Annotated in this window: 12 protein-coding genes; 7 read left to right on the top strand and 5 right to left on the bottom strand. The window is 35.2% G+C overall.

The window, feature by feature from the left end; genetic code table 11:
- Position 1: 1 nt before the first annotated feature.
- Genes ABX784_RS07235 through ABX784_RS07210 form a run of 6 tightly spaced genes read left to right on the top strand, consistent with a single transcriptional unit; the run spans position 2 to position 6,208 of the window.
- On the top strand, positions 2 to 256 hold the full coding sequence (locus tag ABX784_RS07235) for an acyl carrier protein (protein ID WP_372654264.1): 255 nt from the start codon (positions 2 to 4) through the stop codon (positions 254 to 256).
- A gap of 49 nt (positions 257 to 305) precedes the next feature.
- Positions 306 to 1,685, top strand: coding sequence for a phytoene desaturase family protein (locus ABX784_RS07230; RefSeq protein WP_372654262.1), 1,380 nt, complete (start codon positions 306 to 308; stop codon positions 1,683 to 1,685).
- Between the two features lie 11 nt (positions 1,686 to 1,696).
- Positions 1,697 to 2,728 carry a 3-oxoacyl-ACP synthase III gene (locus ABX784_RS07225; RefSeq protein WP_372654260.1) on the top strand — a complete coding sequence of 344 codons (1,032 nt, stop codon included), beginning with the start codon at positions 1,697 to 1,699 and terminating at the stop codon, positions 2,726 to 2,728.
- Entirely contained in the window at positions 2,722 to 3,600 is an 879-nt protein-coding gene (locus tag ABX784_RS07220) for an alpha/beta fold hydrolase (protein ID WP_372654259.1), read from the top strand. The genes ABX784_RS07225 and ABX784_RS07220 overlap by 7 nt, the downstream gene beginning before the upstream one ends.
- 2 nt (positions 3,601 to 3,602) lie before the next feature.
- Positions 3,603 to 5,234, top strand: a complete 1,632-nt coding sequence (locus ABX784_RS07215) for a fatty acid CoA ligase family protein (RefSeq protein WP_372654257.1) — start codon at positions 3,603 to 3,605, stop codon at positions 5,232 to 5,234.
- Positions 5,231 to 6,208: an NAD-dependent epimerase/dehydratase family protein gene (locus ABX784_RS07210; protein ID WP_372654254.1), complete on the top strand. Its 978-nt coding sequence runs from the start codon at positions 5,231 to 5,233 to the stop codon at positions 6,206 to 6,208. The genes ABX784_RS07215 and ABX784_RS07210 overlap by 4 nt, the downstream gene beginning before the upstream one ends.
- Here the strand turns inward: ABX784_RS07210 and ABX784_RS07205 are convergent.
- Positions 6,198 to 8,315 (bottom strand): hypothetical protein, encoded by a 2,118-nt coding sequence (locus ABX784_RS07205; protein ID WP_372654253.1) that lies wholly within the window; start codon positions 8,313 to 8,315, stop codon positions 6,198 to 6,200. The two genes, ABX784_RS07210 and ABX784_RS07205, sit on opposite strands and share 11 nt — an antisense overlap.
- Before the next feature lie 313 nt (positions 8,316 to 8,628).
- On the opposite strand from ABX784_RS07205, the gene ABX784_RS07200 reads away from it, so the two are divergent.
- Positions 8,629 to 9,360, top strand: a complete 732-nt coding sequence (locus tag ABX784_RS07200; RefSeq protein WP_372654251.1) for a glutathione peroxidase — start codon at positions 8,629 to 8,631, stop codon at positions 9,358 to 9,360.
- A 37-nt stretch (positions 9,361 to 9,397) separates the two neighbouring features.
- On the opposite strand, the gene ABX784_RS07195 is transcribed toward ABX784_RS07200, so the two are convergent.
- From ABX784_RS07195 to ABX784_RS07180, 4 genes are all read right to left on the bottom strand, one after another.
- Entirely contained in the window at positions 9,398 to 10,192 is a 795-nt protein-coding gene (locus ABX784_RS07195) for an enoyl-ACP reductase (protein WP_372654249.1), read from the bottom strand.
- A 2-nt stretch (positions 10,193 to 10,194) separates the two neighbouring features.
- Complete coding sequence (gene fabZ / locus ABX784_RS07190; protein WP_372654248.1) at positions 10,195 to 10,617, bottom strand: 3-hydroxyacyl-ACP dehydratase FabZ; 423 nt, start codon at positions 10,615 to 10,617, stop codon at positions 10,195 to 10,197.
- Positions 10,617 to 11,363, bottom strand: coding sequence for a 3-oxoacyl-ACP reductase FabG (gene fabG, locus ABX784_RS07185; RefSeq protein WP_372654246.1), 747 nt, complete (start codon positions 11,361 to 11,363; stop codon positions 10,617 to 10,619). The genes fabZ and fabG overlap by 1 nt, the downstream gene beginning before the upstream one ends.
- A gap of 10 nt (positions 11,364 to 11,373) precedes the next feature.
- On the bottom strand, positions 11,374 to 12,718 hold a 1,345-nt coding region (locus ABX784_RS07180), incomplete at its 5' end, for a phytoene desaturase family protein (protein ID WP_372654245.1).

The raw sequence follows: 12,718 nt of genomic DNA, 5'->3' as shown, positions 1-12,718 counted from the left end.
AATGGAAAAAGAACTAGTAAGAGAACACGTATTAAATATTATTGCTGACGTAGCCCTAGACGATGACGTTACAACTATTGACGATGCTGTAGCACTTAGAGATCAGTTAGATCTAGACTCAATGGACTTTTTAGATATCGTTATGGAATTAAAGAAAAGACACAAGATTGAAGTTCCACAAGAAGACTACCCACAACTAGCGAGTATGAATAGTTGTGTTGAATACTTAACACCAAAGTTTGCTGCACACGCATAAATATTTAAGGCCACTCTAGTAGTGGCCTATTTAAGGAAGACCAAAAGAAATGGAAAAGTACGACGTTATAATTATTGGAGCAGGTATGAGTGGAATGGCCGCGGCCATAAGACTTGCAATGTTCGACAAAAAAGTTCTACTTTTAGAGAAGCATATTATTACAGGTGGACTTAATAGTTACTATAAAAGGGCAAAGAGAGACTTTGATGTCGGTTTACATGCTCTTACAAACTATATGGAGAAGGGAGAAAAAAAGAAACCACTCTCAAAGCTTCTTAAGCAGCTAAGAGTTCCATATGATGACTTAAAGCTATCTCCCCAGAGACACTCAAAAATACTATTTCCAGAAAAATCACTTACATTTACAAATGATTTAAATGATTTTTCACAAGAAATTGCTGATAAGTTCCCAGATCAGATTGACGGCTTCCACCAGCTAGTCTCTTACATAAATAGCTTCAGTGAAACATCACTGGATAATGAATATATACTAGCAAAAGACGTTGTCAGAAAATATATTACCAATGAAGAACTACTAGAGATGCTATTTTGTCCCCTACTTATCTACGGATCAGCATGGGAAAACGATATGGATTTCTCACAGTTTGCAATCATGTTTAAAAGTATATACATCGAAGGTTTTTCAAGGCCAGAAGGTGGAGTGAGAACAATCATTGATATACTTTTAAAAAAATTAGAAAACTTAGGACAAGAAATTCGCTTTAAAAGTGAAGTTCAAAGTATAGAAACGGTTAATGGCAAAGTTGCTGGTGTAAAATTAAAAAATGGTGATTTCATTCAGGCAGATAAAGTAATCTCTAGCATGGGTTACCCTGAAACACTTAGTGTCGTAAGTGGTCTAGATCCAAAGAAAAAGCCCGCTGTAGGCAAAATGACATTCTGTGAAAGCATCCTTGTTCTAGATAAAAAGCCTCAAGATTTAGCCTTTGATAGTACTATCGTATTTTATAACAACCGCCCAAAATACTTATATAGAGAACCTGAAAACTTATACGACCCTCAATCAGCAGTGATTTGCTTTCCAAATAACTTTACTCATGATGATTTTGATGAGGGATGGGTTCGTATCACGAATATGGCAAACTTTGATCTTTGGAATAAGCTTGAAAGGCCAGAATATAAAGCTAAGAAAGAAGAAGTTTTTAAAGATGCTTGTAGTTTAACAAAAAAACTAATTCCATCTTGGGATGGAGAAGTTGTCTTTAAAGATATCTTCTCTCCAACAACAATTAAGAAATACACAGGTCACTTTGGTGGCACTGTTTACGGATCAACAGATAAAAGTCGTGATGGCTCAACAGAAGTTCCAGGACTCTACTTATGTGGGACCGACCAGGGCTTCCTTGGGATAGTGGGCTCTATGTTATCAGGGATATCAATGGCAAACCTATACGGATTAATGGATTAATGGATTAAAATATGAAATATAATAATGTATCAATACATAGCTTTGACTATTTAGAGCCGGATGAATTTTTAACATCTGATGATATAGAGACCAAGCTATCCCCTGTCTATAATAGACTTAACCTACCTACTGGGAGGCTAGAGCTTATGACAGGTATAAAGTCTAGAGGGATCTGGCCAAACGGAACAAGGCCAAGTGATCTATCAACGAGGTCAGCTGAGAAGCTACTTAAGAAGAGCAATGTAAACAAATCAGACATAGGTCTACTTATTCATGCAAGTGTATGTAGAGACTTCCTAGAACCATCAACAGCGTCTGTAGTACATCATAATCTCGAGTTAAATGAAGACGCTATGATTTATGATTTATCCAATGCGTGCCTAGGAGTAGTTAATGCTATGTCTATGGCCGCAAACATGATTGAACTAGGTCAAATTAAGTATGCACTAATAGTTTCAGGTGAAAATGGTGGTCCACTCCTAACACAAACTATAGATCACTTAAATGCAGACTCAACACTAACAAGAAAATCAATAAAGAAATATATAGCCAATCTAACAATTGGCTCTGCCTCAGTAGCTTACCTACTTTGTCATAAAGACCTTGCCCCTAATGCTCCAAGAATTGTAGGTGGAGCAGTTTGTACAGATTCAAGTGCAAATATTCTTTGCCAAGGTGATGGAGATACTACTTCTTTAATGATGGAAACAGATTCTGAAGAACTGTTGAAACATGGTCTAGAATTAGCAAAAAAGAACTGGAATAAAACAAAAGATACACTTGGATGGAAGAACTCAGATGTTGATTGGGTTATTGGTCACCAAGTAGGAACAGCGCATGAGACATTGACTATGAAGGCAATGGAGTTAAGTGATCATAAAACTTACACTACATATGAATCTCTTGGAAATACTGGTTCAGCTGCTCTACCAATTACATTAGCAAAGTTAAATGAAACAAATAAAATTCAAAAGGGCGAAAAAGTTGCTCTTTTAGGCATTGGAAGTGGATTAACTTCTATAATGTTAGGAGTAGAATGGTGAAAGCAATAACAATACCAGCAAACTTAAAAACAGAGTATCCATTTACCCCAAAGTCCCTGACTCTAAAATCAGGATATAAATTATCTTATCTAGATGAAGGGTCAGGACCTGTAGTAATAATGGCCCACGGAAATCCGACTTGGTCTTTCTACTATAGAAATGTAGTAAAAAAACTTCAAAGTAAATTTAGAGTAATAGTCCCCGATCACATTGGTTGTGGACTTTCAGATAAGCCTCAAGATTATGACTATACGCTAAAAAATCATATTGATAATTTAGATGAACTCATAAGTTCATTGAATATAAATGACTACAATATAATTGTTCACGACTGGGGTGGTGCCATTGGAATGGGACTAGCGACAAGACATCCGCAAAATGTACAAAAAGCAATTATATTAAATACTGCAGCTTTTACATCAAAGCTAATACCTAAGACTATAAATATTTGTAAAAATCCACTCTTTGGAGAATGGTTAGTTCGAAAGTTTAATGCATTTGCTTGGCCTGCAACTTTTATGGCGACAAATATAGGATTAAGCAAAGAAGCTAAAGAAGGCTACCTACTTCCATATAATAATTATGAAAATAGAATTGCCACAGCTAGATTCGTAAAAGACATTCCGATGACAAGTACACATCCAAGCTGGAATACTTTGAAAGACATTGAAAACAAGCTAGAAACCTTAGAGTGCCCTAAGCTTATTCTTTGGGGAGAAAAAGACTTTTGTTTTAATATGAAATTCTACAATAGATGGACACAGATATTTCCTAATGCAAATAGAAAAGTATTCAAAAATGCTGGTCACTACATACTTGAAGATGCAAGAGATGAAGTAAACGAAGATATTTTAAAATTCCTAAGCGAGTAATTATGAATATTGCAGACCTATTAGTTAAAAGAGCAAATGAGCTTCCAAACAAGGTTGCCATTAAGGCCCCAATTAATAGAATTAAGAATGGAAGTTACACATACAAAAGTAAAACTTTCAAAGAACTTCTTGATACAACAAGGTCAATTGCAAATGGTCTTCACTCCAAAGGACTTATTGCTGGAGATAAAGCAGTAGTATTTGTTAAGCCGGGTCTAGACTTCCCTGCCATAACCTTTGCACTATTTTCTCTTGGAATTGTTCCCGTATTTATCGATCCTGGAATGGGAAAAGAAAATCTTTTAAGGTCTATTAAGCAAGTTCAACCAAAGGCGCTAATCGCTGTACCAATCGTTCATTTCTTAAGACTATTTAAAAGGGATGCCTTTAAATCAGTAAAGTGCTTTATCACTACAGGAGCACTTACCTGGCCTGGTATGTCTTCAATGAAGAATTTAAAGAAAATGCCACCAAAAGAAGTTCAAACAAAAATTGATGAAAAAGAACTTGCAGCAATTCTATTCACATCTGGCGGAACAGGAATTCCTAAGGGAGTAGAATACACTCATAAGATATTTACGAAACAAACCGAGCTTCTTCAAAATATTTTTTCTTTAACAAATGAAGATATAGATATCCCAGGTTTCCCACTTTTTGCTCTATTCACTATAGCTATGGGCATGACTAGCTGTATTCCAGATATGGACCCATCTAAACCTGCCACTGCTGATCCAGAAAAACTAGTACAGAATATTATTGATAATAAAGCAACATTTGTAGCAGGTTCACCTGCGATATGGGATAAAGTTGGATCATATTGCAAAGAAAAAAATATAACATTACCAAGTGTAAAATATCTCGTTATGTTTGGTGCTCCTGTGAGTAAAGAAGTACACTTAAACTTTTCAAGTGTATTAACTAATGGAACAACTTACACACCATACGGTGCTACGGAGTCTCTTCCGGTGGCCAACATATCAGGTAAGTACCTGCTAGAAAATACAGTAGATAAATCGGCCAAAGGACTTGGAACCTGTGTTGGAAAACCTATCCCATCAATGAATGTAGCAATCATTTCAATAACTGATGAAGTGATCTCCACAACAAAAGAAATGAAAATACTACCCACAGGAGAGATTGGTGAAATAATAGTTCAAGGAGACACAGTAACAAGAAGTTATTTTGAAATGCCTATAAAAACAAAAGAAGCTAAAATTTATGATGGAGATGTATTCTGGCATAGAATTGGAGATCTTGGTTACTTAGATGAACAAGGCTACCTTTGGTTTTGTGGAAGAAAAACTCATCGCGTAGAAACAGAAGACCAACTGATGAGTTCAATACAATGTGAGGCAATTTTCAATGAACATAACCTCGTAGAAAAATCAGCGTTAGTTGGAGTCTATAGAGGTAATAACTATCAAACACCTGAACTAGTGGTTCAACTAAAAGACCCTACTAAAAAATCTAAAAGACTAAAGGATGAACTACTTAAAATGGCCAGTGCTCACCCTCATACAAGTGAAATTAAAAGTATATGGTACCATGACCAGTTTCCAGTCGATGTAAGACACAACATAAAAATTGACCGTCTCAAACTAAGAGACCTTGCTGAAAGTGGAGATTTATCGTGAAGATTCTAGTTACTGGTGCCGGAGGTTTTTTAGGCTACTACATTGCTAGAGATTTAAAAAACTTAGGTCATGATGTTTACAACTTCTCTAGATCACATCACAAAGACTTAGATGAAATCAATGTAGAAACAAGAGCTGGAAACCTAAATGACCCTTCAAGTATTGGAAGAGCACTTGAAGGTATTGAGGCAGTATTTCACGTTGCAGGAAAAGTAGCAATGTGGGGAAAATGGGATGACTTCTATCAGACAAATACTATCGGAACTCAAAACTTAGTAAATGCTTGTATTGAGAAAAGAATTAAAAAGTTTATCTACACTTCAACACCAAGTGTAGTCTTTGGTAGTGGTGACATTGAAAATGGTAACGAGGGGCTAGACTACCCTAAAGAGTTTTTAAGTCTATACGCTAAATCAAAAATGCTCGCTGAAAAGTATGTTTTAGAAAAAAACTCTAATGACTTCTTAACTTGTGCAATTAGACCTCACCTTATTTTTGGCCCTAGGGATAAGAATATAATTCCAAGATTACTTGAAGCATCTAAAAAAGGTAAACTAAAGAAAATTGGTAACGGTGAGAACTTAGTTGATATTATATATGTGGAGAATGCAGCGAAAGCACATATTCAAGCATTTGAGAGTATAAGCTCAGATTCTCCTGTCGCAGGTTCGGCCTACTTCATAGGACAAGAAGAGCCTGTAAAACTTTGGGATTTTATAAATACAATATTAAGAGCTCATGGGCAGGACTCAATAACGAAAAGTATTTCTATCAAGTCTGCTTACGTCGTAGGCTCAATCATAGAGTTCATATTGAAGGTCTTTCGCATTTGGAATGTACATCCACCAATGACAAGATTTGTAGCACTACAGCTTGGGAAAAGTCACTATTTCTCACATTCTAAAGCAAAAAGTGACTTTGGTTATAGCCCAGTAATTAGTACAGATGAAGCAATTGCTAGAATTAGTCCATAGAGGCTGGACTTCTTAGATTGTTGTCTCTTCTAAAATTATCAACAATACCTAGTCCATCAAAGCGCCCCTCATTAAAGTATGTGATAAAAGGTGAACCTTCTGATGTATAGGCTTCGAAATTTCCATAGTAGTAAACATTGTCATAACCAAAGAATGAAAGAATTTGTGTTTTATTCTTATGTTCTAAATATATTGTTTGGATAATATCCTTCAAACGCCAAAGAGGAACAGCGGCCATATCTTGAGACTCTAACTTTCTAGAGTACTCCTCCATACATTTCCTTCTCTTCCTACTACGCTTAAAGAATCTATATCTCTTTGTTTTATTATTACAGTAGCTATAAAGGTTTGCAGTAAAGTCATTTAAGGCCCATTCTGTATAAAACTTATTTGAAGCTGTTTTCATTTCATTAAGACAACTATTAAAGAGGTTCCTAAACCATTTGAAAACCCCTTTCTTCTTTGCTCCACACATACTTTCATAACGTGCTTTCATTTCAGATTGGCTATGACCTAATAAGTAGTAAAGACCATCTTTATTTATCTTATAGTCTCCATTAATCTTAACAGGTCCTATCAATTGGTCTTGTTCAAAAAGTTTTATTGCTAATGGGTCAACGCCGGAATAGTTATTTAATACCTCTAGAGCTGCCTTTTTATGTGACTTCTTTGTCACTGTATCAGTTTTTGCTGTAAAGAAATTATGAGAAAACCCTATTGATACAGATTCTTCTTTTTTCATATCAATATCTTTTTCACTTGTTATTAAGTTCTCATCTGCAGAATACTCAACAATGACCTTTTTAGAGTCACTACTATCTTTATTAATAATAGAGTCTAACTTCAGTAAAGACTTCACAAGAACTGCTACTAGTCTTGAAAATATGTTTTGCTTATACTTAATTTTCTCAAAATAGTGCTTAAAAAATCGATGAACATTTCCATCTTTAACAATTTCTATTTGCTGTGTACTCGCCTCTTTTTGTCCACCCCAAAAGAGCAATCCATATTTAGATTCTTTTTGTTCAGTCTTTCTTTGTTCTAGTGAAACAATATTATTTCTAAGGGCGTAAATATCAGACTCTTGACCATTTAGTATTCTCTCAACCTGTTGAGAGTAGTATGTATCTTTCTTTAGTTTCTCATAGTCCTCTTCATAGAAAGTAAGGTATGTTTTTTGAGCATCTTCAAGTGTGTAGCTGAAGTCATATTTAAGAAGCGTCATCTGAATTAATTTTAAGAATTCAATACCAATACTTGCAGACACACCTACACTAGCAGACTTAACTTTCTCCATAGTGATTCGTAGTTTTTCTTTCTCTGTCGATTTCTCTTCATCGTGAATGGACTGGATATCTACTCTAGATAGTGTCTCATAACTTGCAAGAACACCTGCGCTCCCAAAGATTGGGCCATAAATAGGAGCTCCAGCAATTGCTCCGGCCTTTAAAGATAGAGAATCTTCTTTTTGAAGAAATTCATATTCGTTTAAATCAAGGTACTGTTTATTTGAGAACTTAGTGAATGCAAGAAATAATTTATCAAAGTGTAAGGTAAGTCCTTCCATATAACTGTTTGCAAAGTGAACAGATCTAAATGTCCTTCGAAAAGAGATACCTGCAAAAGCTGCATACTGCTGTTCAGAAAAATCAACTATTCCTTGATCTTTAAGGTTTGTTAGTAACTTTGCAGCGTTAATATCAATAATAAATTCATCAGAAACAATCCATTTATCATCACTAAATAGATCTGGTGCTACGGTTCTTCCTGCGATAACGGAGAAATCAAAAAAGTCATGGCTATACTTAATACCAATATTATTAAGTCCACCAAATACAGTTGTATTTTGTCCACCTAATACATTTGCGGCCTGTCTCTGACCTATAGAATCGTATGTAGTAGAAAATTCATTTAGAATATTTCGATAAAGAACATTATCATTTGCAAGCTCATAACCAGAGCTTTTAAGACCAAAAGAATAGTCTCCATATACAGAATGGAGTTTTTCTTCATCTAGAATTTGGAAATGTTCGAATTTCTCACCAGCTAATACTTTAGTGGATAGATATAAGACTACACTTATAAGAACATAATGCACTAATTTCATCTCACTACCTTTAACAGAAATCGTGGGACTGATGATTAGTGATCTTACGTGCAGTATAATAATCAGCAATTTTAGAATTCTATCACAGACTTTTCGGTTACCTCAATTGTTGACTTAATAGATAAGATACTCAAAATGAGAAAATCCTACATTTTAAGATATTTACACATTTCTCTGATAAAATATGGATTAGAAATTCAACGACTTACAAGATAGATAATTACTATCAGTCATTAGATATAATTGATTTCATATATATTGCCAATTCGAGTACTCTGTTAACAGAAACAAACGCAAACCTTAGGAGGCGAAAATGAGTTTTGAAAACAAAGAAGGACAGAACGTTCCATCAGCAACTTTTAAAATTATAAATGAAAAAGGACTACAAAGTGTAGAATCAGATAGCTTATTCAAAAATAGAAAAGTTATTGTCTTCTCACTACCAGGTGCCTTTACACCAACTTGTTCATCAACACACTTACCAAGATATAACCAACTAGCAAAAACTTTTGCAAAAGATGGTGTAGACGAAATCGTATGCCTTTCAGTTAACGATGCATTCGTTATGAAGTCTTGGGGAGAAAATCAAGAAGCTGATAATGTAACTTTATTGGCCGATGGAAATGGTGAATTCACAGAAAAAATGGGACTATTAGTTGATAAGTCTGACCTAGGTTTTGGAAAGAGATCTTGGAGATATTCAATGTTAGTTAACAATGGTGTTATTGAAAAAATGTTCATTGAGCCAGATAAGCCAGGTGACCCATTTGAAGTAAGTGATGCTAACACAATGTTAAACTATATTAACAAAGATGCTAAGCTACCACATGCTATTACTGTTATTACTAAGCCAGGTTGTCCTCACTGTAAGAAAGCTAAAGAGCTTCTTGCAAGTAAGGAGTTAGACTTTGAAGAAATTATTCTTGGAAAAGATGCTACAAGTGTATCTCTTGCTGCACTATCGGGATCAGGAACAGTTCCTCAAATCTTTATCGATGGTAAAAAGATTGGTGGAAACGACGACTTACAAAAACATTTTGCATAGAGACTTGACCTCGCCTTAACCGGCGAGGTTTCTTTTCTTATAGATTATCAGCAACAGTATTCACAACATCACTGTCAAAGTGATTGCAACTCATACCAGCATCAACTTTTATTCCTGTAGCATTAATCCCACTTGAAAGAGGGCTTAATAAAAATGCTATCGTATTTGCAACTTCCACAGTTTTAAGGTTTTCTTTACGAAGTGTTAACTTCTCCGCAAAAAGATAGTTATTGATATAACCAGGTATTCCAGCAGAAGCAGAAGTCTTAAGAGGTCCAGAACAAACAGCATTACACCTTACTCTAGACTTCATACTTAATGACTTAGCTAAGTAGGCCACAGTTGCATCTAGTGTTGCCTTTATAGGTCCCATATATCCGTAGCTTGTTGCTCGCGTATCAGAAATTGAAACTGTAACAATTGAAGCATCGTGATCAAAAGATGATGATAAAGCATTAGATAAAGAAACAAGTGAAAATGATGAAATGTTTGTAGCTTGTAGGTAGTCTGCTAACTTTGTTTCATGAAATGGCTTTATACCTTCAGAATAATTTGCAAAAGCTATAGAGTGTAGGAACCCATTAATCTTTATCCCTAAATCTTCAATACTTTTTCCAAAGTTATCTATCGCCTGAGAATCTTCAACATCTAGAATATAGATTTGAGATTCAGGAAAAAGCTTTTGTACTTTTTCTTTATGATCATCAGATTGGACAGTGAATATTAAATTCGACCCAGCTTCACTTAATATCTTAGCACTGTGATAAGCAACGCTCTTTCTATTTGCGACACCAGATATTACAAATGTTTTATCTTTAAATCCAAAATCCATAATTATTCCTCAATTAAAGCACAACTAAAATCAATGGCCATAACAACTTTCCCATTTACAGTTGAGCGACCCTTCATATAATACGCATTTGAAATCTGATCTATTAGTGTAACATCCATAATCAGCTCATCACCAGGTTTAACAAAGTTTTTAAACTTAGCACTATTAACCTTAGTCACAACACCTAGTCCCTTACCTTCCATTGTCGCCATAAGAAGAGCACCCGTCTGGAAAGAAGCTTCCTGAAGAAGTACACCAGGCATTATAGGATTACCTGGAAAGTGCCCTTTAAAGAAGTCCTCTTCACCAGTTAGAGTTAGAGATGTTTTAATTGAATTATCACCTCTCTCAATAACTTTATCTACGAAAAGAAACGGAGGCTTTTGAGGGAGAAGTTCTAGCACTTCATTTGAAAACTTACTCATTATAAACCACCAGTAATTTCAAGTGATGTTCCAGTAATGTATCCAGCATGCTCACTACTTAAAAATAAAACAGCGTTCGCTACTTCTTCAACCTTACCAAACCTTCTAAGAGGTACTTGTTTTTTATATTCTTTAACTTGATCAGCTGGGAGGTCTGCAATTAACTCAGTTTCAATAAATCCAGGGCAAATATTATTCACTGTAATTCCTTTCTTACCCACTTCTTTTGAAAGTGACTTTGAGAGTGCTACTTGACCTGCTTTTGATGCAGCGTAGTTTGCTTGGCCAGAGAGGCCTAGTGCACCACCGACAGAGCTCATATTAACGACTCTTCCGTAACGGTTCTTCATCATCAGAGGAATAGACATTTTAGTCATTAGGAAAGTTCCCTTTAAATTAACATCCATGACACTATTCCAGTCTTCAGTTGGCATAAGAGCTAAGACGTTGTCTTTTCTTATTCCTGAGTTGTTAACTAAAATATCAACCTTCTGGTATTCAGATTCAACATAAGTAAAAAATTCTTGAACCTGATCTTCCTTAGAAACATCAAATTTTCGAAGATCAATATTCTTACCTAACTCACCAAGAGAGTCTTTGAAGCTATTAGCGGCCTCATCATTCGACGTATATGTTGCAATAACTGTTGCTCCGTGGTTAAGAAAAGCTGTTGTTACACCTTTACCAATACCTCTAGTTCCACCAGTTACAATTACTACTCTATTTTCAAAATTAAAATTCATCATTATGTATCACCTATTTAGAAAGAAAAGTTTCTACTTCATGGGATTGTATTATCCCGTAATTAGCAGCACCGAGCCACCCTGACATTATAATTCCAACAGACCCTGAGTGAAATAATCCCTCAACCTGCTTATGCATTTCCATACTAACTGGTAGTCCCTCAAACTTTGTACCAAAGCTTGCGCCCTTATTGTGATGAGTATACTTCTCCACAGTCAGAGGAGTCGAACAGTCTATATAATCTATTTTTTCTCTAACACCTGGGATAATTTTCTCAAGCGTTTCGAGGGCCCTTTCAATTGTAAAATTCTTTTTTTCTAAATACTCTTCTTTTGACAAGTTTACCCAATCTTCATAACGAGCATTACTAGAAGAAACAACTGCATATCTATCTTCTCTATCCTCTCTCATTTCGGGATAGTATACAGAGAAAGTCTGACTACCTACCTTTGGTGAAAGAATCAAATCAGTATTAAAAGCATCATCATCAGAATAGAAAACAAGTTCGCCTATATCTGGAATAGACTCCCCCTTTTTAATCCCCATAAAAACCTGACAGCTAGAAGTATTCAATCTTACCTTCTTAGCCTGATCAACATAGTTGTTGTCAAAGTGCTCTTCTCCAGCAAGCTTAAACACTGTACTAATAAGATTTGAGTTTGAAAGAACAGACTTAGCATTTATGAGTTTACCGCCAAGGTGAACACCTTTAACTTTTTTATTTTCAATAACAATATCATCAACTTTAGAATGGAGTTTAATATCTACACCATTACTTATAAGTTCTTCTTTCATCATAGAAATTAACTTATCAGTTCCGCCCTGAAATATATAAACACCCTTACTCATAAAATTAGAAAATACGATTCCATATGTAATCGCAGGATCTTCAAGAGTTGACCCGTTGGCATAGACAATCGGTTCCATTAAAAATCTATGAACATCATTTCGACCAGGAAAGAACTTCTCAAAAAGCTCACCATTAGTCATTCCACTATCATCATAGAAATTCATAGCTGCTAAATGGTCGAAAAAACCAATTACAACCTTTTCATCAAGCTTAAAAGTTTCTGTCAGAATTTTTATATAATTAGTTTTAGTAAAATCTGTTTCAATATTAAACTGAGGATTTGAGAACTTAACACTTTTAACTTGTACAATTCGGCTTGCAATTTCTTTTGACCAATACTTTCGACATGTTTTAATCATTCCAACTGGAAATCCATGAAGAGAGACATCAAAAATATGATCGCCTGTCTGTCTCTTAAACCAAGTAGCAAATCCACCTAATTTATTATGAGATTCAAGAAGTAGAACACTTCTGCCATTTCGAGCCAGTTTATTGGCCGCTGTCATT

It is taken from the genome of Halobacteriovorax sp. (assembly GCF_041587335.1).
Taxonomy (GTDB): Bacteria; Bdellovibrionota; Bacteriovoracia; order Bacteriovoracales; family Bacteriovoracaceae; genus Halobacteriovorax.
The sequence above is the reverse complement of the archived record's forward strand: the minus strand, read 5'-3'. Positions and strand labels throughout refer to the sequence as shown.

Bases quoted from the DNA above. Each gene is read 5' to 3' on its own strand.
- ABX784_RS07235 (WP_372654264.1), top strand. From the start codon at position 2: ATGGAAAAAGAACTAGTAAGAGAACACGTATTAAATATTATTGCTGAC.
- ABX784_RS07230 (WP_372654262.1), top strand. From the start codon at position 306: ATGGAAAAGTACGACGTTATAATTATTGGAGCAGGTATGAGTGGAATG.
- ABX784_RS07225 (WP_372654260.1), top strand. From the start codon at position 1,697: ATGAAATATAATAATGTATCAATACATAGCTTTGACTATTTAGAGCCG.
- ABX784_RS07220 (WP_372654259.1), top strand. From the start codon at position 2,722: ATGGTGAAAGCAATAACAATACCAGCAAACTTAAAAACAGAGTATCCA.
- ABX784_RS07215 (WP_372654257.1), top strand. From the start codon at position 3,603: ATGAATATTGCAGACCTATTAGTTAAAAGAGCAAATGAGCTTCCAAAC.
- ABX784_RS07205 (WP_372654253.1), bottom strand. From the start codon at position 8,315: ATGAAATTAGTGCATTATGTTCTTATAAGTGTAGTCTTATATCTATCC.
- ABX784_RS07200 (WP_372654251.1), top strand. From the start codon at position 8,629: ATGAGTTTTGAAAACAAAGAAGGACAGAACGTTCCATCAGCAACTTTT.
- ABX784_RS07195 (WP_372654249.1), bottom strand. From the start codon at position 10,192: ATGGATTTTGGATTTAAAGATAAAACATTTGTAATATCTGGTGTCGCA.
- fabZ (WP_372654248.1), bottom strand. From the start codon at position 10,617: ATGAGTAAGTTTTCAAATGAAGTGCTAGAACTTCTCCCTCAAAAGCCT.
- fabG (WP_372654246.1), bottom strand. From the start codon at position 11,363: ATGATGAATTTTAATTTTGAAAATAGAGTAGTAATTGTAACTGGTGGA.